This window comes from Novosphingobium profundi, from assembly GCF_018491765.1.
Classification (GTDB): Bacteria; Pseudomonadota; Alphaproteobacteria; order Sphingomonadales; family Sphingomonadaceae; genus Novosphingobium; species Novosphingobium profundi.
In genome coordinates, this window is record NZ_JABWCU010000017.1 from 1 (window position 1) to 22,157 (window position 22,157).

Below are 22,157 nucleotides of genomic sequence, written 5' to 3' on the forward strand. Positions count from 1 at the left end.
GCCAGCGCTGCGTTGTAGGACTTCCAGTTCGTCGTGCGGTAGCGTGCGCGGGGCGGTTTGCTCATCGCCTATCATTAACCCACTGGATTCACGAACGGAATCCCTTGGGCATTTGCGCAACAAAGCCGGTTCAAGTCGGCTTTGTCGCGCAAATCAGTCACAGGGCAGCAGTCGGCCTTTGGGGGCATTGGGTTACGAGCCCCGCTGCGTGTGAGGCCTTCCAAGCGCGGTGAAGCGGTTTAGGATGGCAGCGCGGATTTGCATTTCGGCGACCTGGCGATGGAAGTATCGTTCCATGATGCGTTCGCCCAGCAGCTTGAAGCCATGCATTTTGGTTTCGACCAGGCTGCGCCGGCGATAGCCGCTCCATCGCTTCCAGATCGCCTTGCCGAAGCGCCGGCTTGAACGAACGATTTCATTGCGAGCCGCAATGCCCGGCTCAGTCCAGATCGAGGACTATTTCGCCGCGATAGACCCCCGGCGTGATCGCCTTGGGCTTGCCGTCGATGCGCATCACGAGCCGCCCCTTTGCCGCCGAAATCTTCGCTTGCGGGTCGAGGGACAGCTCGGTGAGATAGCTCGTGCCGGTCACGGTCCATTGCGAACCCTTGCCAAGATGCAGGACCAGGGCATCGGGCTTGCCACCGGCCGGCACCGCGACATTCGCGACATGACCGACCTCGCGGTAGGTCTTCGCATCCGGAGCAACGCCCGAAACGGGGCTGGCACGAGACGTAGAGATGCGCCCGGCGATGGTCGCGTCCTCGAAATCCAGAATCATGCCACCGTGCGCGAAGCGGGCATTCCAGATGTCACCGGCAAGCCGGGTCCCGCGGAAAGAGGCGCTGACATTGGGCGAAGGTCTCGGCCCCTTCTCCTTTTCGGCCGCGGCATCCGGCCCGAGCCCCGGCGGGAACGTCGTCATCCCCTCGGGCAACTCGCCGCGCATCAGCGCCGCCATCACCGGATCGTCGTTTTCCATAGCTTGCAGGATAATGCCCTCGCGGCTGGAGACGCGCGCATCCTCGACCTTGATGGTCGTCCCAACGCCCTTCACCTCGATCGCCGCACGCCCCGCATGCAGTTCGCTACCATCCGCGATGACCAGCGAACCTCCGCCCAGCCCGGAATGCATCATCACGCCGTAGGTCCCGGCGTCGACCCGCGTGCCATCGGTGAACGTGAGCATTCCCTGCGCACCGATGATCCCGCCAACTTCAGGCGAGCGAATGATCGAATGCTCGAAGACGTTGTGCGAATCGCCGATCGAGTAGGTGCCATAGCCAGCCTCGATCAGCTCGATCAGGCTATCCTTCACGACCATGCGCACCTTGCGCGGAATGTCGGTCGAAAGCCCGCCCCAGCCTTGCGAGCGAATGTGCGAATTGGTGATTATCAAGGTCCCGTTGCCGACCAGGTTGCTGGCACGGACATTCCCGCTCACCCCCAACATCCAGGGCACTTCCATCATCCGGCCAAGGTCCACCGTGAAACGGTAGCCTTCGGGCAGGGTTCCGTCGTAGGTCTCGATCTCCGCGTTGTTGACGCGAACGGTGGCCTCTCCCCCCACGAACAGCGCCGTGCGTATCGCTCCGCGCGTCCGAATGATGGGGCGCTCCAACGTGAGTTCGGCCTTGTCGGTCGCCATGATCGCGGCGCCATAGCCGGCAAAGTCGTTGCCGCCATTGCCGACCATGTCGATTACCGGCCGATCGAGCACATAGGCCCCCTCGCCCGCCACGATCACGCCGTTGAAGTTCGGACCATGCGAGCGGATGTCGAGCTTGCTCGCCTTGCCAGCCTCGGCCGTCCCCCGCCCGAGCACGGCCTTGATCGACTTCGACCAGACCGGCGCGCCGTTCTCGACATAGAGCGCGCTGCGAAAGTGATGGACGGGCAGATCGAGGTACTGGACCGGGATGTCGTCGGTGACGCTCAGCGCGACGTCGCCCGCGTAGCGCCCGGGCTGCAGCGGGAGTTCGACACCGTCGACGCTCAGGGTAAGCTGCTTGCCTTCGGGCGGCTGGGGCAAGGCCGCGGCTCCGATCGTGAGATCGGTGAAATGCGCGGTCCCGGTAATGTGCGCCGGTGCAACTTCGGCCTGAGCCACGGGCGCGGCAAGTGCCAGGATCAGGGCCGTCGCGAGACAAGGTTTGCAGTTCATCACAATCCACCTCAGGTATAGAAATCGAAAATGTTCCGGCCGCGAGCGGATCACGCGATCACCGTTTCGCGAAGACACATCGCCGCGTCGGTCCGACCCGCTGGTGCGATCGCGGCGGCAAATCCTGCCAAACGCTGGCATACCGCGCGCAGCGAGGAGCCCCAGATTTCCACGACGTGCGAAAAATCGGGCAAATCCAGGCTCGAGGGTCCCGCACCACCTTCAATGGCCGTCACGACGAGGCCCTCTCCGGCAAGCCCCGTCCGCATGGCCAGGGATTGCGCCACCTCATCACGCACGAGATCGCAAAAGATCATTCCCTTTAGTGGCGGACGCGCGGCGCGGCGTTCTGCGGGCGGCTGGAAGATGATCTCACGCCCTGTTCGCGCCGTGCGATGACCGATGAAATTGGGGCCATCGGCATACCATGCGCGCACTGCAGGTTGATCCCGGGCCATCGTCTCGAGCCCGTCGCGCGCCGACACGCGCAGCACCGCGATCCCGTCGAGCGCCGGCCATGCCGCACGCTTTGCCGCCAAGTACGGGGCAAGAGCGAAGGGCTCGACGATCTCGTTGATGGCATATCCGCCGAGCCCGTGGACACGCCGCGCCATCGGGGCATGACGGGTACGCCAGTAGGCCAGATAGCCCGCGTGGCCGAGGTCCGCGCGGGCCTGGTGGAAGGCGAAGGAGCGATACACGGGGGTCTTCCTGCTTCCATCGGGTTCGAGCCGGGTGGCGAAAGGACCCGGAGCCCTTTCGCCAGCCATTCGCGCTGCCGTGCCCCTAGAACTTGAAGCCAAACGTCACGCCATAGGTGCGCGGGGGCTCGACTTGCGTGTTGCTCCCGTCGGTGTTCGACTTGACGATTTCCTTGGACACATTGCGCATGTACGCCGAAATCCACCATGGGCCGTCGTCAGGCTTGAAGTCGGCGTTGAGGTCGAACTGGGTGTAGCTGGGCTGGATGTAGAGATCGCCGACCCGCACGCCGTCGGAGTTCACCGCATCGCTGAGGTAATTGAACCCGTTCATGTAGTACTTTGTCGAATAGCGCACGCCACCGCCCAGCGACAGGACGCCGCCGAACACCTGGAAGCCGTGCTTGTAGCTGGCGTTTACCTGAAGCTTCGGCGCCTGCGGCAAGGTCTTCCCATTCGTCTGGTAGACGATGTTCGATCCCTCGACGTCCGCGCCATCGGGGACGGTGGATCCCGGAGGAATGGACAGGGCGACTTCCTCGTCGGCGGCCCCCTTCGAGGACAGGTAGGCGAACGAAAGCTGCAAGTGGTCGTAGTCGGTCGGCTGCCACGCCAGTTCGCCCTCGAGGCCGTAGATTTCGACCTTCTTCGCGTTGGTCAGCTGGCTGCACACCACGTCGTCGCCGAAGAGCTGCGGGGCTGCCCCGTTCGGACACGGCGCATCGGGATCAGCCGTTGTCGTGAAGTAGTTGTACTGGCGATTCTTGAAGGTCGTGAAATAGGCCGACAGGTTCAGCGTAAGCGTGTTGCCGATCTGGTTCTTCGTGCCGATCTCGAAGTTGGTGAGATATTCCGCCTTCGAGAACAGCGAGGGGTTCGGGAAGGTGTTGCCATCGAGGTCGGTCAGATATTCGCTACCCGCGGTATCGATACCACCTGGACGGTAGCCCGTGGCCACCGAGGCATAGACCATGTTGTCGGGCGAGATGTCGTACTGCGCCTGGATGCGCCAGTCGACATGCGTCCACTTGTCCTCGCCCTCGGTCACGGCACCGCTGGCAAGGCGGGTGGTCACGAAGTCCTTCTTGTCCTCGGTGTAGCGCAGGCCGCCGGTCAGCGAGAAGGCGTCGGTGATGTGCCCGGTGACACTGGCGAAACCGGCGATCGAGCTTTGCCCCTGACTGATCGTGCGGCTGAATTCACCCAGCAAGTAGTCGCTGTCCGCGGTATCGTAGTAGAAGCCTGCCAGCCAGTCGATCATGCCGCCGCCGTTGGACGCCAGGCGCGCTTCGAACGACTTGGAATCGCCGTAGATCGTATTGTCGTAGTAGGCGTAGTTGTACGCGCCCAGGGCGCTGGAGTACTTGGCAAGGACGCGGTCGCGCGAAACCTTGTTGTAGGCGGGAATGACGGTCAGCGTGCCGAAGCCCAGGTCGGCTTCGATTTCACCCCAGACCTTGTAGAAATCATCGTCCTGGGTCGAACCCGGAACCTGTCCCGTGACGCCCCCGTCCTTGGTAAGATCGTCGTAGGGGTTGTCAGGCGCATCGCCGAGCGCCCAGGCCTTGACCCCGGTGCCGCTGCCCCCGATCGACAGCGGCCCTGCGACATTGGTGAACTGGCCACCGACCAGGATGCGCAGACCCGCGCCGGAATCGTACTGCAGCTTGCCACGCACCGAAAGCACGTCCGCCGCGTTGCCGCCCGAGGTGTAAAAGCCTTCGCGATAGAGACGCTGGCCCGCCACGCGCACGGCGAGCGTATCGGTCATGGGCACGTTGACGAAGGCCGAGCCGCGCACCAGGCTGTAGTTGCCGGCTTCGAGCGTGGCCCCGCCCCCCAGCACCGGCTCGGGATTGTTGGTCACGACATTGAGCACGCCCGCCGCCGCGCCGCGGCCGTAGAGCGTCCCTTGCGGTCCACGCAGCACTTCGACGCGCTGGATATCGTAGAACGCGCCGGTTCCGGGGTCACCCAACAAGGCGGGCTGGACCGAGCCGTCAAAGTAGACGGCGACGGCAGGATCGGTCTTGCCTTGCGCTGCGGTAATGCCTTCAACGCCGCGCATGTTGATGTTCGTCGTGCCATAGGCGGCCGACGAAAAATTGACGCCAGCCACCTGGTCGAGCACGTCGCGAAGCTCGGACTTGCCCTGTTCGTTCAGGCTGTCTCCGCTCATGGCGACGATCGAGACCGGGGTGTCCTGCAGTGTGGTTGCGGTTTTCTGCGCGGTGACGATGATCTCATTCATCGCACGCCGGGAATCGCCTTGCTGCGCGTCCTCGGGTGCGCTCTGCGCCGACGCCACGGCCGGCACCATGGCCGCCAGCGACGAAAAGCCCAGAAGTACTGCCTTGCGGTTCATACATCTTCTCCCTGTCACGATGCCTGAGGCATCATTTTTTCTCTAAGCGAGGAATTAATAGCAGTACGAGACGTTGAATAGTCGCTTGTCTCGATACGTTGTTATCGAAAAATCGAATTCCAGTCCCCGGGCGGACAAACGCCCCTTCGGCGCAAACAACGGTTCGCGCAGTTCCTTTCCCACGTAGTTCAGCAGTTGACCTGCCACATTCGTATAAGACGGCTCATAGCAAAATAATTTCCCCATTCAAGGAATACATGACCCGCGCGCCGGATTTTGTCGCGATCGATCATTCCGCGGTCCAACCGCCATCGACGACGAGGCTTGTGCCGGTCATCATTGCGGAGGCGTCGGAGGCGAGAAAGAGGACGGCGCCCATGAGGTCCTCGGGCGTTCCGATGCGTCCAATCTTGATCTTCTCGAGCACGCTGGCCTTGAAATCCGGGTCCTCGAAGAAGGGTTTGGTCAGCGGCGTCTCGATGAAGGTGGGCGCGATCGTGTTCGAGCGGATCCGATGGCGCGCGAGGTCGAGCGCGAAGGCCTTGTTCATGCCCTCCAGCGCCCACTTGCTGGCGCAGTAGAGCGCGCGGTTGGGCCCGCCCACATGGCCCATCTGCGAGCTCATGTGGATCAGCGAGCCTGGCGTTTGCGTCTCCAGCATCCGCTTGACGCAGGCCTGCGCCACGAAGAACGCGGACTTGACGTTGAGGTCCATGACCGCGTCGTAATCGGCCTCGCTCGCCTCCCACATCGGCTTGGGCCGGTTGGTCCCGGCGTTGTTAAGCAGGACGTGGAAGGCGTCGCGCGCGGCAAAGAATGCTTCGACAGCGCAAAGGTCGGACACATCGAGCGTGGCCGCATCCGCGCTGTGGCCCGCCGCGACGATCTTGGCAGCCCCCGCCTCGATCTCGGACGAGGTGCGCGCAACCAGCGTGACATGCGCGCCCGCTTGCGCCAGCGCGGCGGCTGCGGCAAGCCCGATGCCGCGCCCGGCTCCTGTCACCAGCGCACGTGTCCCGTCGAGACGAAAACTCGGGGTGCTTGGCAGGGTCATGCGAAAATCCTCGTATCTGGTTCGGACGATGCGAAAGGCTTCCCGTGGCCGAACGGCCCGATGGTGGATTAGGACAGTTCGTCCACGGGAAGATCCGGCGGCTTATGCCCGTGGCAATCAGCCGGCATCGCAAGGCCTGTCAGGCGGGATGGCGCGGCCTGTTCAGGCCGCGGTCTCACTCGTCGGCTCGGCCTGTCCGGCGTAGGGCACGTTGCGCTTGCCGAAACGGCGCACCCGGATATTGGCCTGCTCGCCATGGCCCGCAAAGCCCTCCAGCGCACACAGCCGCGAGCAGTACTCGCCGATCAGCGCCGAAGCCTCGTCGGTCTCCACCCGCTGGTAGGTGCAGGTCTTGAGGAACTTACCGACCCACAGACCGCCGGTGTAGCGCGCCGCCTTCTTGGTGGGCAGCGTGTGGTTGGTGCCGATCACCTTGTCGCCGTAGGCCACGTTGGTGCGGCTGCCCAGGAACAGCGCGCCGTAGTTGGTCATGTTGTCGAGGAAGTAGGTGGGATCGGCGGTCATCACCTGGACATGTTCCGAGGCAATCTCGTCGGCGATCGAGACCATCTCCTCGTAGCTGTCGGCCACGATCACCTCGCCGAAGGTTTCCCACGCCTTGCGCGCGTGGTCGGCGGTGGGCAGGATCTGCAGCAGGCGCTCGATCTCGGCCATCGTCTCGCGGGCGAACTTTTCCGAGTTGGTGAGCAGCACGCCGGGACTGTCGGGCCCGTGCTCGACCTGGCCCAGGATGTCGGTCGCGGCGATCTCGGGATCGCAGCCGATCTCGTCGCAGATCACCAGCGTCTCGGTGGGGCCGGCGAAGAGGTCGATGCCCACGCGCCCGAAAAGCTGGCGCTTGGCTTCGGCGACGAAGGCGTTGCCCGGGCCCACGAGAATGTCGACCGGTTTGATCGAGGCGGTGCCGATGGCCATGGCGCCCACCGCCTGGATGCCGCCCAGCGCGTAGATCGCGTCGGCTCCGGCAAGCGCCTGCGCGGCAACGATCGCGCGCGCGGGCTGCCCCTGGAACGGCGGCGCGCAGGTGACGACGCGCTTCACGCCCGCCACCTTGGCCGTGATCACCGACATGTGCGCGCCGGCCAGCAGCGGGTACTTGCCACCCGGCACGTAGCACCCGGCCGAACCCAGCGGGATATTCTTGTGCCCCAGCACGACACCCGGAAGCGTCTCGACCTCGACGTCCTGCATGCTCGCGCGCTGGATTTGCGCGAAGTTGCGCACCTGCGCCTGCGCGAACTCGATGTCCTTGCGCTCCTGCGGGGTCAGGCTGTCGACGCAGGCGTCGATTTCGGACTGCGAGAGCCGGTAGTCATCTCGGTCCCATTTGTCGAAGTTGATCGACATCTCGCGCACCGCCGCGTCCCCGCGCGCCTCGATGTCCGCAAGCGCCGACTCCACGATATCCCGAACCTTGCGATCCGCGTCCGCCTTCGCCTGCGCCGTCGCGCCACGCTTCAGCCACTGCGCCATATCTCTGTTTCTCCATCCTCTGGGTGTCATCCGTCATCTGACAGACTTAATTCTCTAATTAAGGAATTATGAATATACCAAGGTCGTTCCGCAAGCATGCCCGCCGCATTCGCCTCCAGGCTGCTACCCCGCGGCCGGCATAGGCGAACCGAGCCAACCGGCGAAAATTCCCTCGGGATCGTGTTTCAGGCGCAACTTCTCGAAGCGGGCATAGGCCTCCTCGGAAAGGTACTTCTGACGATGTTGCAGCATGTTCTCGTCGTTCATCTGCCCACCGATTGCGATATCGGACAGCGCGCGCATCTGCTGCGCAGGCCAGATCGAAAGCCGTTCGTCCTCAGCCGGATCCTCCCACAAGGTGTAGGTCGCGACATAGACATCGCCCTGCATCGAGAAGGCGGCATCCTCGGGCAAGGGACGGGTCGGCCCCCAGGTCAACCAGAACGTGTGGGTGCGCGGGCTGGGCTGCTCCAGGAAGACCGGTCGTAGCCGCTCGACCAGATCATCCGCCGAAGCCTCGGTATAGATATTATCCGCAGCGTAGCGAAAACCGGCCGGATCGGCATCGTAGCCCGATGCGTAGCGCTCCTCGAGCGTGGTCGGCTTCTTTTCGACGGCAAACGTCGCCTCTTCGATCCGCGGCATCGTGCGCAAGCTGTCGAGCGCGGCGTCGACCTGCGCTTCATCGTCACCCATCGCAAGCGCAGCGAGCGTGAATCGCACCGGAATGCGTTCCCCCGTAATGCGGTCATGCGAGGTCGACGTGATGACCATTTCCATGTTGCGCGGCGTGTTTTCCACGTTGCCGCGCGCCCAGCGAATGAGGTCCTCGTATGCCTCGGCGCCAAAACCGTAGGCGCTTACCTTCATGAAGAGCGGCACCTTGCGGCACTGCAACTGCATGCGCGTGATCACGCCGAAGAACCCGGCGCCGCCGCCACGCGCGGCCCACCAGTAGTCGCTGTTCTGATCGGCATCGGCGCGAATGAGATCCCCATCAGGCGTGACGACGTCAATCGCCAGCACATGGTGGCAGCCGTTGCCCCACACCCGGCTGTTCCAACCGAACCCGCCGTTCATGCAGAAGCCGCCGATGCCCGGAGACGGATGATGCGCGGTCGGCACCAGGAGCCCGTGGGGTTCGAGTTGCATGTTGATTTCCGAACCGAGCACACCGGGATTGGTCCACAAGGTCCGGGCTTCGGCATCGATCTCGACGGTCTGGAGGCGCGACATGTCGATCATGACCACATCATCACGAATATGCGCGGACGACCAACTGTGCCCACCCGATCGAACCGTGACCTTGTGGCCGTGTTCCCGGGCGAAGCGCACCGCCCCCACCACGTCGCGCTCCGATTCGGCCAGGACGATCAGAGCCGGATACCGCTCGGGCAAATTGACTTTGTAAGCGGCCGCTGCACGCGCGATTTCGTAATCCGCATCCCCCTTCCACACCGCCTTCCCGGTGAGAGCTTTCGCAAAGTCCGCTTTCTGCTCCGCGTTCGCAGGCGACGCGGACGAACGGCACCCTCCAGCCATGCCGGTGGACAAGGCCACGGCACTTCCGGCAAGGAGTTTGACGGCTTCGCGGCGATCATGAATGGCCAAGTCTGCTTCCTCTTCCCACCGGTTGCCAGCGCATTGCCTTTTCGCAATCGCTCTTGCCAGCATCCGTTTATTTCCTTTAGTAGGGAATAAATCGAAGACACCGGGCTTGGCAAGAGGCAATCTTCGGCCCGGACGCAATGAACATTGGGGAAGAGGTTATGGCGCGAGGAATCCTGGTCGGCTGCGGGCTCTGGGCCATTCTGGCAAGCGTGGCGTGCACGCAAAAACCTTCCGCCGGAGCGGGAGGGCAGGTCGATTCGACACCCGAGATCACACGAACCGAGGTAAAGTACCAGCCACCTTCACCTCAGTTGAAGACCCTCATGGCGGACCATGCCTGCGACAACTGCCACGCGATCGACTACAAGCGCCTTGGCCCTGCCTTTGCCGATGTCGCAGCTGTTTACGAAGGAGCGGACGCGCAAGCCCGTGCAGCGCTGGTGGAGCATATCCAGAAGGGAATAAGCGGTCGCTGGGGCACGATGCCGATGCCACCCCAGCCTACGGTCACAAAGGAAGACGCGGCCAACTTCGAACGTCTGATCCTGCGCCTGGCGCCGGCGCAAGCGTCCGGTCCCGGCTGACGCCCCCCGCCTCCCCCTGCACGCTTCGCCACTCCCGGTCTCTCAGCCGGACACAGGGCAACCCAATGGGCCGCGCCCGTCTGGAGTACCGTTGGATCGTGGCCTCGAGACTCTCACCGAGAGTCTGGCGAGGCGCGACAGAACGACGGCATCCGCCATAATGGCGGCTGGATCTCGCGCGACATGGGTGAGGACGAGCAGGCTTCGCGGCCTCTCATCCTCCAGTCCATGCCCGGGCCTTCTCGTACAGCCACGCCTCGCCGCAAGCCGGGTTTCGTCGCGCACTGTGCCCGCACCGCACGTTCAGCGCAGGTTGGCGATCGCCTCCGGATCGCCGATCTCGGCCACGTTGAGGACCATCGCGAGCAAGGTGTAATAGCCGCAGATCCCGGTCAGTTCGACGGCGCCTGCGCGTCCGTGACGCCGTACGATTGCCTCGTGCCGGGCATCACCGACATGCTGGTCGGCATGCAATTCGCGGCAGAAGGCGATAATCTCCCGCTCGTCCTGCGGTGTCCCGGGATGGTCACGCCCTTGCGCGATCGCGTCGACGGTTTCAGGCAGGACACCGGCCGCCGAGGCGTGACGGGCATGGGCCTGCCACTCGTAGCCCTGCGACCATGCGACTGCGGTCACCAGGATCGCCACCTCGCGCAGCCGGGGTTCGAGCAGGCTATCGTAGCGAAGGTACTCCCCCAGCTTCTGCACGTGATCAAGCAGCGAGGCACTGTAGAGCAGCGGGATGAACGGTCCGCGCACTTCCCCACGTGGGGTTGCGATCAGCGCCTGCGCCGCGATTTCCTGCTCGGCCGACCAATCCTTGCGATCAAGAAGGGGATATCGTTCCATCGATGCATAATTCCCTTTAGTGGGCATTCTCATCCCGATTATGATACCTTAAGTGCAAGGTAGACCCGTTGACGCGGCATCCACCCGGCATCTCCTGCAGGAAGCAGACCTTGGCGAAAACACCGACGAAATCCACAATCGAACGCATCCGCAGCGAGGACGCGCCTCGCACCATCGGCCGACCTTCGGTCGATTCGGCGACGGTGGGACGCGAGGCGTTGATCGAGGCGACCTGCGAACTTCTCAAGAAAATGCCGCCGCGCAAGATGACCCGCGCCGAAGTGGCGCGGGCCTCGGGCGTCGACCCCTCGTTGATCCGCTACTACTTCAAGAACGTCCATCTGCTGCTGATCGAAGCTGCAAAACTGTTCAATGCGCGCTACGCGCACAAGGTCCAGTTGCTGACCAAGCGCGCCGGCACCGATCCCGAAGCCCGGCTCAAGGTCCGCATCGGGGCGCTGGTCGATCTGATCGCCGAATACCCCTATTACCAGCGCCTGATCGTCGAGGAGATCCTTGAATCTGACGACCCGGAAGCCAAGGCCCTGATGGAGCGCATGACCGCGGGCGGCATCGAAGGCTATGCTGCGATCATCGAGGACGGCGTGGCCCAGGGGGCCTTTCGCCGGATCGATCCCGCGCTGCTGTTCACCTCGATCATCGGTCTCGCCGAATTCCAGACGACCGCGCATGCGCTGCTCAACCTGCCCAGGCGCACCACGCGCATCAGCACGGATTTCCGGGAAAACTACAAGAATTTCATCTTCGACCTCATCATTCAGGGACTGCGCCCCTGAACCCGGGACATCCGCTTCACCGGCAGGCATAGACCCAGCGCCCGGCCTGGCCGAACCAGGTCCCGCCCCGCTCCAGCCGCGCGCGCCATTCGGTCGAACGGGCGAAGGCGCGTTCCCTGGATTCGAGTACGGAGACGTCCGCCAACTGATGAAAGGCAAGGCTGGTGAAGCGGCGCGTGCCCGGCCCCATAGCGGTGACCTCGTAGCGCCGCGCACGCAGCCAGCCGGGCGCGCGCATCAGCAGCGGAACGTGCTCTTCCTCATACCAGCGGTCGACTTCTTCGCGCATTTCGACCGGCACGTCGAAAGCCACCAACATGATCACGCCGGCCGCGCCCTCGAAGCTCCCCGTATCCTGCACCAGTCGCCCTTCGTAGTGTGCCGTGCCAGCCTGCGCACCGTCCCGGAATTCCCCATCGAAGACGACCTGACCGGCCTCGCCCTGCGGATCGAGCGCCACCAGCACGGCGCTCTCGGTTCCGTCTACGCCAAGTCCCTTGCCAGGCGCCCCGGCCCACTGTCGAAACTGCACGACCTGCGCCCTCAATTGCTCGTCGGGTTCAGCGTGGCGTCTGGACGATGGCGCCGGACCGCCTCGTGGTTGGTCGACCCCTCGCCCATGTAGACACCGCGCTCCCACTCGCGCCCGAGGGGATCGCGCACGCCGACCTCGAATTCGCCGATCCCGTGGATCTTCATGCGCAGCGTCTCACCATCCTGCACGAAGCCGAGCCCTTCATGGTTGGTTCCGCAGGCGACCACGTCGCCGGTGTTCATCGTCATGAACTGGGTCAGCCACCACACGATTTCGGGCACGCGGTGCTCCATATCGTCGGTCATGTAGTTATGCCGCAGCTGACCATCGTTCCAGAACTGCACCCAAAGTTCGTTCGGGTCGGGGATCTCGTCTGCCGTCACGATGCAGGGGCCCATCGGCGCGAAAGTGTCGAAGCTCTTGCCCATCCAGCTGTTGTTGCGCCAGGTCCGCCGCCCGCTCTCGCGCGCCGTGATGTCCATGAAGCACGTGTAGCCGAAAATGGCGTCGCGCCAGTTCTCCTCGCGTACCTCCTTGACCGGCCCCTTGAACACAAGCGCAAGCTCCGCCTCGTGCATGAAGGCGTAAGGCTCGGTGAAGTTGGGCAGCACCACTGTTTCGCCAGGGCCGATCACCGCATCGGGGCTCTTGAGAAACATGTTGAGCGGCCGCGCCTCGCGCTGGGCGTGCTCCCAGTAGTTCGCAAGGCAGTTCACGATCTTGCCCGGCCGAGGCAGCGGCGCCATCAGGGTTACCTCAGCATGATCCAATGCGCCGCCTTGCGCGATGAGCGCCTCGAGCTCGGGCCGCAAGGCGTCGAACCGGTCGATCACGGAACACATCACAGCCTGCCCGTCAGGGCCTGCGGCAAGGCTCGAGGCATCGATGACGCCGTCCGCGGCCATGAGACCGAGACGCGCAGTCGCATCACCGGACGATTTGAACAGGCACAGTTTCATGAAGACTCTCCCAGTGGCGTACTTTGCGGGCCATTTATTCCCCGATAAGGGAATAGTTTGGACCGGTCAAGCCACCGCCCCGGCTCGCGCAATTTGCGGCTGCAAGGCGTTGACTATTCCCCAATCAGGGAATATTGCTCGGCTCGAAATGGCTGGCTTCCGACCAGCACGACACAACGTCTCAACAAGAACAAACCGGGAGACCGAGATGACCTTTGCCACCCCCTTCCCCGACGTGAAGCTGCTTGTCGACGGCATCTGGACCGATGGTGCTGCGGGCGCCACGATCGACGTCACTAACCCGGCCGACGAAGCCGTTATCGGCACGGTCGCGAAAGCGGAGATCGCCGATCTCGAAACGGCGGTCGCGGCTGCCCATCGCGGCATGAAGACCTGGTCCGCGCGCCCACCACTCGAACGCGCGCGCATCTTCATGAAGGCTTCGGCCCTGCTTCGCGAACGGGCACGCGCCATCGGCGAGATGATGGTCTTGGAAATGGGCAAGACGCTGCCCGAGGCGCTCGGTGAAGTCGAGCGCGGCGCCGAGGCGATCGACTGGCTGGCCGGCGAAACCCAGCGCATCTATGGTCGCCTCATCGAACCGCGCATGCCCGGGGTACGGCAGATGGTGATCAAGGAGCCGATCGGCGTCGTCGCCGCCTTCAGCCCCTGGAACTTCCCCGTCAACCAGATCGTGCGCAAGGTGGCCGGTGCGCTCGCTGCCGGCTGCGGCATCGTCGTCAAGGGGCCGGAGGAAACCCCGGCGTCCTGCGCCGAACTGGTCCGGGCCTTTCACGATGCCGGCGTCGATGCCGGTGTGCTCAATCTCGTCTTTGGCGTGCCATCCGAGATTTCCGAGTTCCTCGTGCCCCATCCGCTCGTGCGCAAGATCTCGTTCACGGGCTCGACCGGGGTCGGCAAGCACCTTGCCGCGCTGGCAGGAAAGCACATGAAGGTCGTGACGATGGAACTGGGCGGGCATGCTCCGGTCCTAGTCTTCGCCGACGCCGACCCGGTGACGGCCGCCAATGCCCTCGTTGGCAACAAGTTCCGCGCCACCGGGCAGAGCTGCATCAGCCCCACCCGCCTGCTGGTCGAGGACAGCGCGTTCGAAACCTTCACGCAGGCGTTTGCCAAAGCCGCAGAAGCGCTTAAGGTCGGCCCAGGACACGAAAGCGAAACGCAAGTCGGCCCTCTTGCCAACGGTCGCCGGATCGAGGCCATGGACCGGCTTGTCGCCGACGCCGTCGCGAAGGGGGCAAAGCTCGTTACCGGAGGCAAGCGGATCGGCAACCGCGGCTGGTTCTACGAACCAACCGTGCTCGCAAACGTGCCGCTGGAGGCTGATATCATGCACGAGGAACCGTTTGGTCCGGTGGTCGTCGTCAATCCGTTCGAGAGCTACGAAGACGCCGTTGCCGAAGCCAATCGCTTGCCATACGGGCTGGCTGCGTTCGCCTTCACGAACTCCTCGCTGACCGCCGCCAACCTGGCTAGGGACGTCGAGACCGGTATGCTCTCGGTCAACCACTTCGGCCTGGGCATGCCCGAGACGCCTTTTGGCGGCATCAAGGATTCAGGCTACGGTTTCGAAGGTGGTTCCGAAGCCATCGAGGCCTACCTGCAGACCCGCTTCATCACCACCTCCGGCATCTGAGGCATCGGACATGGCAGGTCGTCTGGAAGGCAAGGTCGCGCTCGTCACCGGGATCGGATCGGGCATTGGGCAAGGTTGCGCGCGCCTCTTCGCTCAGGAAGGTGCGATCGTGGTGGGCTGCGACATCAATCCGGCCAACGCCGAAGGCTTCATCGCCGAAGCGCAAGGCAAGGGACTGGCTATCGAATCGATCCACCCGATCGATCTCACCAGTCCGGCGGATGTCGAGCGTTACGTGGCGCAGGCCATGAGCCGCCATGGAAGGATCGATGCGCTCGTCAACGCCGCCGCGATCCAGCCGCACATGGCCTCTACCGCAGCGATGGACTACGAAACCGAGTGGACGCCCACGATGGTAGGCGAAGTCGATATCGTCTTTCTCGTCAGCAAGGCGGCCTGGCCGCACATGGTGGCGAGCGGCGGAGGCGGTATCGTCAACTTCGCCTCGGTAAATGCCCAGCGCGGAAGCACCGGGCTCGGCATGATCGCGCACTGTGCGGGCAAGGGAGCGGTCATGGCGATGACCCGCCAAATGGCGATCGAAGGTGGCCCCGACGGCATTCGCGTCAATTCGATCTCGCCCGGCCTTGTCGTCACCGACGCGACCCGCGCGGCAGGCGCGGCCGAAGGCGCACAGAAGGAGCGTATCCTCTCGCGCTTTTCGATCAAGCGACTGGGCAAGCCCGAGGACATCGGTTGGTGCGCGGTCTACTTGTGTTCGGATGAAGCCGAATGGGTCACCGGCGCGAATTTCAACATCGACGGCGGAGCCATGGCCTCCTGATGGTCGACGCCATGCCTGGCCGGCCCCTGGCCGTGCAACCTCCCCCGCTGGAGCGACCGAGCCCGCCTGGTTTCACGTTCCCTGTCGGCGCGTGCGACGCGCATTGCCATTTCTTCGGTCCGGCCGGGCGGTTCCCCTACCAACCGGCGCGAACCTACGAACCGGCCGAGCTTCCTCTCGAGCGTTACGAGCAGCTCATGGCCTGGTTCGGGCTGTCTCGCGCGGTTTTCGTCCAACCCGCCGTCTGGGGGCGCGATCATCGCGCCATTTGCGATGCCCTCGAGCGCGGCGAAGGCCGCTACCGCGCTGCTGGCCTGGTCGATCATCGCACGGACCACGCGGAACTGGCGCGCCTCGACGAGGCGGGCATGCGCGGGGCGCGCTTCAATCTGGTTGGACACCTGGGCTCGCTTCCTACACCCGACGATGTGCGGCGCACGATCGACCGGGTGGTTCCGCTTGGCTGGCACCTTCTGTTCCACCTCGACGCGGCGGCCCTGCTGGCGAATGGCGAATGGATTTCCGAGCTTGGCTGCCCCTTGGTCATCGACCACATGGCGCGCGTGCCAGTGGCGGACGGCCTCGAACAGCCTGCCTTCCGCCTCCTGCTCGACCTCGTTGCACAGGACAACGTCTGGGTGAAGATCTCCGGCGCAGACCGGATGGTCGATGCGCAAGAACGCCTGTCCGATGCCGTGCCCTTCATGGCCGCGCTCGCCCGCGCCGCCCCCGAACGCACGCTCTGGGGCACGGACTGGCCCCATCCCAACGTGCGTTTCATGCCGGACGACGGCCATGTGGCCGACCTCCTGCCGCGCGCGGTGCCCGACGAGACGGCCCGCCATGCGATCCTGGTCGACAACCCGGCCCGCCTCTACTTCGAGGGACGCGTTCCATGAGCCTCACCTTCTGGCATCATCACTACGGCATTTCCGTTCCTTCGCTCGATGCCGCCATCGCGTGGTGGGAAAGGACGCTTTCGTTCACCCTGCTGCGCCGCTACGAAATCGCCTCGATCCCGGCCGAAGTCGCCGTGATGGGTAATGGCTCGTGCCATGTCGAGCTGTTCGAATCTCCGCACGCCAAGGCGCCATCCGAACAACGCTCGATCCCCAACGAAGACATCCACACCTGGGGCAACAAGCATCCCAGCTTTGCCATCGAGAACGCGCGCGACTTCGCCGCCGAACTGGCCGCGCGCGGCGCGGATATCGTGTGGGTGAAGGAATTTCCGTTCGGAGCCAATATCTTCATTCGCGACCAGGCGGGCAACCTGATCGAATTCGTGCAGAATTCCAGGCCCGAGCTGACCTTCAGCACCTTGTGACGGATACGACGGACGTTCGCCCCGCAAGAGGGCTGGACTTTATTCCCCGATTAGGGAATAAATTGATCTAGCAAGACAAGATGTAGCGCCGCCAACCGGCGAAGAAACACGAAAGGGAGAACCATGACTGACAGGCGACCTGCTCGCCGCGTCGTGACCGGCCACGATCCGAACGGCAAGTCGATCGTGCTGGAAGACGGCACTCCGCCCAACATCCGCGATCGCGGCACCGGAGTGGATTTCATCGAGATCTGGAATACGCCGAGCGTACCGGCCCCGATCACCGCGCGCGAACCCGAGCCAACCGATGGACCTTTGGTCACGCCGCCGGCTGCCGGGGGCACCAAGATCCGCATCAACGACTTTTTCCCGGGCCATATCGACAAGCTCCCCGAGCGCGCCGATGGCCGTCACAAGATGATGCACCGGACCCAGTCCGTTGACTACGGGATCGTGCTCGAGGGCGAAATCTGGATGATCCTCGACGATAGCGAGGTGCACCTAACGCCCGGCACCGTGGTCATCCAGCGCGGCACCGACCATGCGTGGGAGAACCGCTCGGACCAGGTGTGCCGGATGGCCTTCATCCTCGTCTCGGGAGAATTCGCGCCCGAATTGCGCGCCACCCTTCCCCAGCATCTCGAACTGCGCACAGGCGCCGTTTTCAACGACACACCGGCGCAAGGCTGAGCCTGCGCACAATTCAAGGGATTTCCACATGGCTTTCATTCGCGAGAGCGGCAAATTCTACCGCATGCCCGTGTTCTTCGGGCCGATGCCCTGCCCCCGCTGGTGGCCCGAGGGCATCGACGAGGACTTTTCGCTCGTGCCCTATCGCACCGCCATCGGGGCCCGCTACCTGACCGACAAGGCCAGTCTCGAGGCGCTCCTGCCGGAAGGTTTCAGCGTCTGGGGCGATCCTGTCCTGACGGTCGAGCTGACCTACATGACCGGCTTCTCCTGGCTTGCAGGCGGCGGCTATGCGATGGGCGACGTAAAGTTTCCCTGCGTGTACCAGTCGAAGGACGGACCGGTCCACGGCACCTTCCTCATGGTCCGCTGGGAGGACCTGGCCGACCCGATCCTGACCGGACGCGAGGAACTGGGCCACAACAAGCTGTTCTGCGACATTCATCCGATCAAGGATTTCCAGGGCCGCAATCACACCTCGATGAGCTGGCGCGGGCACGATTTCCTCAAGATCGCCGTCGAGGACTTGGTCGATGCAGAGCCCGCCAAGCCCAATCCCGAACACAAGGGGCTGCTGTCCTACAAATACATCCCCGCCACGCCCCGTCTTGGCGAGAAGTGGGGCGATGCGGCCGACGCCGCCTACGCCACGCTGACGCCTCCCGCTTGGTCGGGCGGCGAGACAGTCATGTACAGGACCGGTTCCGGCAGCGTGGAATGGCAGCGTCCCAGCTTCGAGGAACAGCCGACCCAGTACAACGTGATCAATGGCTTCGCTGATCTGCCCATGCTTGAAATGTGCGGCGGCTGGCTGGTCGCCATGACCGGTGGTGCCAGCGGCGACACCACGCACCGCATCGACTGACACGAAAGGGGAGTTTCAGATGGTCTATGGTGGCCCCGGTCCCGGGCAGATCCCCTCGCACCTGCCTTCACCCCGAATTCTCGCCGCAGACGGCCAACCGCAACGCACGATCGACGTCCATGCGCACGTAATGGTGCCAAGCATAGAACAGGAGGTGTCCGGTCATCCCGACCGACCGGACACGCCCGAACAGCGCGTCGAAGCGATGGGTCAGGCCTCGTGCGACTACAACGCACAGGCCATGATCCCGAACTGCCTGCCCCATCTGACCGACCTCGAAGTTCGACTTCGCGCGATGGATGCGATGGGTGTCGACATGCAGGTGCTCAGCCCTTCGCCCAACCAGTACCACTATTGGGCCGATCCGGAACTGAGTGCCTCGATCGTCGACCGGCTCAACACCCACGTGGCCGAATGCTGCGCGGCGCATCCGCAGCGACTGGTCGGCCTTGGCACGGTGTCGCTTCAGCACCCCGAACTGGCGGTGCGCCAGCTCGACCACGCCATCGACGAACTCGGCCTCAAGGGCATCGAAATTTCCTCGATGGTGGGACACCGTGACTTGTCCGATCGCACGTTCGAACCGTTCTGGAAGCGCGCGGACGAGAAGGGTGCGGTGCTCTTCCTGCACCCGCTGGGCTGCCCGATGGGCGCACGGCTCGCCCCCGGCTATCTCTCGAACCATGTCGGCCAGGGTATCGAACACGCGGTAGCCATCTCGCACCTGATCTTTGGCGGCGTGCTCGACCGGCACGAAGGGCTCAAGGTCGTCGCGGCCCACGGCGGAGGATACCTGCCAACCTATATCGGACGGGCCGACCACGCCTGGGAAGAGCGCCCCGATGCCTGTACCTGCCGGCATCGGCCCAGCGACTATCTGAAACGCATGTGGTTCGACAGCTTGGTCTTCCAGCCCCAGGTCCTGGAAGCCCTCGTCCGCCAGGTCGGGGCAAGCCGGGTCGTGGTCGGCACCGACTACCCGTTCGACATGGGCCACTACGACATCCACGGACTGCTGATGGAGGCCCGGGGCCTGTCGATGGACGACAAGCGCGCGATATTGGGCGAAAATCTCGCGACGCTGCTTGGCCTTTGACGCCCCTTTGAAACGCCTTCCCCGCTCTCTCCGAGCCTGACGGCCCGGCGTTGCCTCACGCAACGCCGGGCTCTTTTCGCCTTCCGGCTATTTCGTGACGGCATGTCCTTCGGACGGTCCGGTCGGCCATTGCGACACGGGTCCGCGCCAGGCCTCGATCGAGGCTTCGCCATAGTCGAGCTGGACATCCCAGCTGATCCCCTTCGCGCCAAAGAAGCCCGGCGAGGAGGAACCCCACATGGCAGCCCCGAACATAATTTCCCACACGCGCGGGACCCAGCCATCGTCGACGTAGTCGGTGTCCGCGTGGTATTCCGCGTCGCCGCCGCATGGACAGGGAAAGTAATAATAGAGAGCGGACGAAATGCGGTGGCGGTTGAGAGCGGCCGCGAAAGGACGCTGGTTCGACCAGCCCTGATCCATCATGTAGTTCGCCCCGACCATGATCTCGTCGATGTCCTCCACACCGAACGCGATATGCGCGTACCCTTTGGTCCCTTCTCGACCGGGATGGCCGGTGGTCACCCAGAACAGGGTGTGGTGCTCATAGGTTCCGCTTGCCCGCGCGAAGATCCCGTTCGCCTTGGAATGGTCGCTCATGCGAAAGTCGAGATGGTCACGATACCACTCGTAACTGCGCACGTAGTCGTCCGACCAGTACACGATATGGTTGATCGTCCTGGGCTCGGCGCGCACGCGCCACTTGCGATGCTGGTTCAGGCGCACGATCGCATCGGGTGCGTTGACCGGATCGGGCCGGCACATGACGGGGCGCTTGTCCCACACGCGCAGGCCTATGGGGTTTCCATCGCAATCGAGGAAGTAGAGCGAATTCCCGACCCGCTCGACCTCGGTTACACTGGCCAGGCGTTGTGCGTAGCCCTCGAGCGCGTCGAGAGTGTCGACCCCGAACACGGTGCGACGCACGCCCGGACCTTCGAAATTGGCAGGAGGCAACGCGGGATCCTCCTTGGGAAGGATCGTGATCCGCGATCCGCTCGCAACGCCGAAAGAGCGTGCCACGCCCTCCTGCGTCAAAGGGACCAGCCCGTAGTCTGTCCAGAAACGCGTGCAGGTTTCCATGTCCTCGACGCCGTAGATTACTTCGCAAATTCCGATGATGGGCATGACGGCCTCACTCTCCTGATCAATTTTCCGCCTACGGCTTTACACCGCGCTTAATTCCCTCTACGGGGAAATAAATGGCGCTGTCAAACACGAACCGCGCAAAGACCAAGATAGCGGACCGCGCGACCCAGCCGAGGCGGCCCACGGGAGAAGACATGCAAAAGGAATTCACCAGCCGCTCCGCGTTTGTCGTTCTGGGGGTATGGCTTGCCTTCCTGACTGGACCGAACGCAATGGTGGCGGCGACCAACTCCAATTTCCTGAATGTCCTCCCCGGCGTCCTGGGTGCCAGCCGGACGGCGGTCTCGGGCGCGCTTGCGGTATCGGTCTGGCTGGTGGCACTGGTTATTCCCTTCACCGGCCGCCTGATGGACCGCTTCGGCGTACGCGCGGTGATCCTGCCCGCGCTTGTCGGCTTCGCGGCGATCTACTTCCTGATGGGCACGATGACGCAGCTCTGGCACTTCTATGTTCTGCAGATCCTGCTCGCCTTTGTCATCACGGCCTGCAACGCGGTGGGCTATGCCAAGGTCGTCTCGACATGGTTCGATCGAAACCGCGGATTGGTGCTGGGCCTGTGCGTGGCCTTCGGGGCCGGACTCGGTCAGACGATCATGCCGCAAGTCTCGCAATGGGCGATCGGCTGGGGTGGCTATCGCGGCGGGTACTGGCTGATCGCCGCGATCATCCTTTGCATCGGCTTTCCTGCCGTATTCCTGCTCGTTCGCACGCCGGACGCGCGCGCCAACTCCTCGACCACACCGCACTTCGAACCTGGTGAGCCCGACACCAACGCCAGCCCGGCCGCGGTTCCCTTCGAAGATGATACGCCACAGGACCGCCAGACTATCGGTCTTACTTTTCGCGAGGCCATCCGCACCCGCGAACTCTACCTGATCTTCACGGCGATCGCCTTTGCCTCGATGTCCCTTCTCGGAACGATCCAGCAGGCTGTCCCGATGCTGACCGACCGCGGTGTCGACGTCTCGGCCGCGACCACCGTGATGTCCTTCGTGTTCATGGGTGTGGTCGCCGGCGAATTCTCGGCCGGCCTGATCGTCGACCGGCTCAACACGCCCAAGGTCGTCCTTCCCTATTTCCTGTGCGCAATCGTTGGCCTCTACGTCCTCCATCACGTCAACAACACCACTGCGCTAACGCTCGGCGCCCCGTTGATGGGGCTTGGCCTGGGCTGCGAAGTGGGCCTCAACGCCTACCTCATCTCGCGCTACTTCGGCCTTAAGTCCTTTGGCACGCTCTATGGGCTCACGATGGGTGCCTCCAACCTCGGCATTGGTCTGGGCATCGTGCTGATGGGCTTCGTGCGCGACACCTGGGGCAGTTATGCTCCGATGGGCACGGTGTTCCTGGGCACCATGTCGATTTCGCTGATCTGCATCCTGGTCCTCGGCCCCTTCCGCTACGCGCCTGCGCGCCGGTAAATCCATGACCGGAGATACGTACAGCCCCTTCTTGACTCTAATTCCCATATTCAGG

At 63.7% G+C, this 22,157-nt stretch carries 20 protein-coding genes and 1 pseudogene; 10 read left to right on the forward strand and 11 right to left on the reverse strand.

Annotated elements, in window-relative coordinates; all coding sequences use genetic code 11:
* Nucleotides 1-192: 192 nt before the first annotated feature.
* From HT136_RS18950 to HT136_RS18980, 7 genes and pseudogenes are all read right to left on the reverse strand, one after another.
* A pseudogene (locus HT136_RS18950) lies at nt 193-435 on the reverse strand (IS5/IS1182 family transposase); the annotation flags it as partial.
* 4 nt (nt 436-439) lie between these two features.
* Entirely contained in the window at nt 440-2,164 is a 1,725-nt protein-coding gene (locus HT136_RS18955; RefSeq protein WP_214201400.1) for a hypothetical protein, read from the reverse strand.
* A 50-nt stretch (nt 2,165-2,214) separates the two neighbouring features.
* Nucleotides 2,215-2,865, reverse strand: coding sequence for an EthD domain-containing protein (locus HT136_RS18960; protein WP_214201401.1), 651 nt, complete (start codon nt 2,863-2,865; stop codon nt 2,215-2,217).
* Between the two features lie 85 nt (nt 2,866-2,950).
* Nucleotides 2,951-5,230: a TonB-dependent receptor gene (locus tag HT136_RS18965; RefSeq protein ID WP_214201402.1), complete on the reverse strand. Its 2,280-nt coding sequence runs from the start codon at nt 5,228-5,230 to the stop codon at nt 2,951-2,953.
* A gap of 289 nt (nt 5,231-5,519) precedes the next feature.
* Entirely contained in the window at nt 5,520-6,284 is a 765-nt protein-coding gene (locus tag HT136_RS18970; RefSeq protein ID WP_214201403.1) for an SDR family NAD(P)-dependent oxidoreductase, read from the reverse strand.
* A 162-nt stretch (nt 6,285-6,446) separates the two neighbouring features.
* Complete coding sequence (gene hisD, locus HT136_RS18975; protein ID WP_214201404.1) at nt 6,447-7,778, reverse strand: histidinol dehydrogenase; 1,332 nt, start codon at nt 7,776-7,778, stop codon at nt 6,447-6,449.
* 123 nt (nt 7,779-7,901) lie between these two features.
* Nucleotides 7,902-9,389, reverse strand: a complete 1,488-nt coding sequence (locus HT136_RS18980) for an FAD-binding oxidoreductase (RefSeq protein WP_214201405.1) — start codon at nt 9,387-9,389, stop codon at nt 7,902-7,904.
* 158 nt (nt 9,390-9,547) lie between these two features.
* Between HT136_RS18980 and HT136_RS18985 the strand changes: the two genes are divergently transcribed.
* Nucleotides 9,548-9,973 (forward strand): c-type cytochrome, encoded by a 426-nt coding sequence (locus HT136_RS18985; protein WP_214201406.1) that lies wholly within the window; start codon nt 9,548-9,550, stop codon nt 9,971-9,973.
* A gap of 303 nt (nt 9,974-10,276) precedes the next feature.
* On the opposite strand, the gene HT136_RS18990 is transcribed toward HT136_RS18985, so the two are convergent.
* Nucleotides 10,277-10,822: a carboxymuconolactone decarboxylase family protein gene (locus tag HT136_RS18990; protein ID WP_214201407.1), complete on the reverse strand. Its 546-nt coding sequence runs from the start codon at nt 10,820-10,822 to the stop codon at nt 10,277-10,279.
* 110 nt (nt 10,823-10,932) lie between these two features.
* Between HT136_RS18990 and HT136_RS18995 the strand changes: the two genes are divergently transcribed.
* On the forward strand, nt 10,933-11,619 hold the full coding sequence (locus HT136_RS18995) for a TetR/AcrR family transcriptional regulator (protein WP_214201408.1): 687 nt from the start codon (nt 10,933-10,935) through the stop codon (nt 11,617-11,619).
* A 16-nt stretch (nt 11,620-11,635) separates the two neighbouring features.
* On the opposite strand, the gene HT136_RS19000 is transcribed toward HT136_RS18995, so the two are convergent.
* Nucleotides 11,636-12,151 (reverse strand): DUF4286 family protein, encoded by a 516-nt coding sequence (locus HT136_RS19000; protein ID WP_214201409.1) that lies wholly within the window; start codon nt 12,149-12,151, stop codon nt 11,636-11,638.
* A gap of 11 nt (nt 12,152-12,162) precedes the next feature.
* Nucleotides 12,163-13,113: a fumarylacetoacetate hydrolase family protein gene (locus HT136_RS19005; protein WP_214201410.1), complete on the reverse strand. Its 951-nt coding sequence runs from the start codon at nt 13,111-13,113 to the stop codon at nt 12,163-12,165.
* Nucleotides 13,114-13,321: 208 nt separating this feature from the next.
* Here HT136_RS19005 and HT136_RS19010 point away from each other — a divergent pair, with 208 nt between their 5' ends.
* The 7 genes from HT136_RS19010 to HT136_RS19040 all read left to right on the forward strand — a co-directional run bounded on the left by HT136_RS19010 (nt 13,322) and on the right by HT136_RS19040 (nt 19,532).
* Nucleotides 13,322-14,770 (forward strand): NAD-dependent succinate-semialdehyde dehydrogenase, encoded by a 1,449-nt coding sequence (locus tag HT136_RS19010; protein ID WP_214201411.1) that lies wholly within the window; start codon nt 13,322-13,324, stop codon nt 14,768-14,770.
* A 10-nt stretch (nt 14,771-14,780) separates the two neighbouring features.
* Complete coding sequence (locus tag HT136_RS19015; protein WP_214201412.1) at nt 14,781-15,554, forward strand: SDR family NAD(P)-dependent oxidoreductase; 774 nt, start codon at nt 14,781-14,783, stop codon at nt 15,552-15,554.
* An 11-nt stretch (nt 15,555-15,565) separates the two neighbouring features.
* Entirely contained in the window at nt 15,566-16,453 is an 888-nt protein-coding gene (locus HT136_RS19020) for an amidohydrolase family protein (RefSeq protein ID WP_214201413.1), read from the forward strand.
* Nucleotides 16,450-16,881 (forward strand): VOC family protein, encoded by a 432-nt coding sequence (locus tag HT136_RS19025; protein WP_214201414.1) that lies wholly within the window; start codon nt 16,450-16,452, stop codon nt 16,879-16,881. Before HT136_RS19020 ends, HT136_RS19025 begins: the two co-directional genes overlap by 4 nt.
* A gap of 123 nt (nt 16,882-17,004) precedes the next feature.
* Complete coding sequence (locus HT136_RS19030) at nt 17,005-17,571, forward strand: cupin domain-containing protein (protein ID WP_214201415.1); 567 nt, start codon at nt 17,005-17,007, stop codon at nt 17,569-17,571.
* A gap of 28 nt (nt 17,572-17,599) precedes the next feature.
* Nucleotides 17,600-18,436: an acetoacetate decarboxylase family protein gene (locus tag HT136_RS19035; protein ID WP_214201416.1), complete on the forward strand. Its 837-nt coding sequence runs from the start codon at nt 17,600-17,602 to the stop codon at nt 18,434-18,436.
* Nucleotides 18,437-18,455: 19 nt separating this feature from the next.
* Entirely contained in the window at nt 18,456-19,532 is a 1,077-nt protein-coding gene (locus HT136_RS19040) for an amidohydrolase family protein (RefSeq protein ID WP_214201417.1), read from the forward strand.
* Nucleotides 19,533-19,619: 87 nt separating this feature from the next.
* On the opposite strand, the gene HT136_RS19045 is transcribed toward HT136_RS19040, so the two are convergent.
* Nucleotides 19,620-20,660 (reverse strand): VOC family protein, encoded by a 1,041-nt coding sequence (locus tag HT136_RS19045; RefSeq protein WP_214201418.1) that lies wholly within the window; start codon nt 20,658-20,660, stop codon nt 19,620-19,622.
* A gap of 155 nt (nt 20,661-20,815) precedes the next feature.
* Here HT136_RS19045 and HT136_RS19050 point away from each other — a divergent pair, with 155 nt between their 5' ends.
* Entirely contained in the window at nt 20,816-22,102 is a 1,287-nt protein-coding gene (locus HT136_RS19050) for an MFS transporter (protein WP_214201419.1), read from the forward strand.
* Nucleotides 22,103-22,157: the final 55 nt, after the last annotated feature.

What these genes read in the sequence shown, in the direction of transcription:
- HT136_RS19010 (WP_214201411.1), top strand. Translation starts at nt 13,322, where the DNA reads ATGACCTTTGCCACCCCCTTCCCCGACGTGAAGCTGCTTGTCGACGGC.
- HT136_RS19025 (WP_214201414.1), top strand. Translation starts at nt 16,450, where the DNA reads ATGAGCCTCACCTTCTGGCATCATCACTACGGCATTTCCGTTCCTTCG.
- HT136_RS19005 (WP_214201410.1), bottom strand. Translation starts at nt 13,113, where the DNA reads ATGAAACTGTGCCTGTTCAAATCGTCCGGTGATGCGACTGCGCGTCTC.
- HT136_RS19045 (WP_214201418.1), bottom strand. Translation starts at nt 20,660, where the DNA reads ATGCCCATCATCGGAATTTGCGAAGTAATCTACGGCGTCGAGGACATG.
- hisD (WP_214201404.1), bottom strand. Translation starts at nt 7,778, where the DNA reads ATGGCGCAGTGGCTGAAGCGTGGCGCGACGGCGCAGGCGAAGGCGGAC.
- HT136_RS19035 (WP_214201416.1), top strand. Translation starts at nt 17,600, where the DNA reads ATGGCTTTCATTCGCGAGAGCGGCAAATTCTACCGCATGCCCGTGTTC.
- HT136_RS18990 (WP_214201407.1), bottom strand. Translation starts at nt 10,822, where the DNA reads ATGGAACGATATCCCCTTCTTGATCGCAAGGATTGGTCGGCCGAGCAG.
- HT136_RS19040 (WP_214201417.1), top strand. Translation starts at nt 18,456, where the DNA reads ATGGTCTATGGTGGCCCCGGTCCCGGGCAGATCCCCTCGCACCTGCCT.
- HT136_RS19030 (WP_214201415.1), top strand. Translation starts at nt 17,005, where the DNA reads ATGACTGACAGGCGACCTGCTCGCCGCGTCGTGACCGGCCACGATCCG.
- HT136_RS18985 (WP_214201406.1), top strand. Translation starts at nt 9,548, where the DNA reads ATGGCGCGAGGAATCCTGGTCGGCTGCGGGCTCTGGGCCATTCTGGCA.
- HT136_RS19015 (WP_214201412.1), top strand. Translation starts at nt 14,781, where the DNA reads ATGGCAGGTCGTCTGGAAGGCAAGGTCGCGCTCGTCACCGGGATCGGA.
- HT136_RS18955 (WP_214201400.1), bottom strand. Translation starts at nt 2,164, where the DNA reads ATGAACTGCAAACCTTGTCTCGCGACGGCCCTGATCCTGGCACTTGCC.
- HT136_RS18970 (WP_214201403.1), bottom strand. Translation starts at nt 6,284, where the DNA reads ATGACCCTGCCAAGCACCCCGAGTTTTCGTCTCGACGGGACACGTGCG.
- HT136_RS18965 (WP_214201402.1), bottom strand. Translation starts at nt 5,230, where the DNA reads ATGAACCGCAAGGCAGTACTTCTGGGCTTTTCGTCGCTGGCGGCCATG.
- HT136_RS19050 (WP_214201419.1), top strand. Translation starts at nt 20,816, where the DNA reads ATGCAAAAGGAATTCACCAGCCGCTCCGCGTTTGTCGTTCTGGGGGTA.
- HT136_RS19020 (WP_214201413.1), top strand. Translation starts at nt 15,566, where the DNA reads ATGCCTGGCCGGCCCCTGGCCGTGCAACCTCCCCCGCTGGAGCGACCG.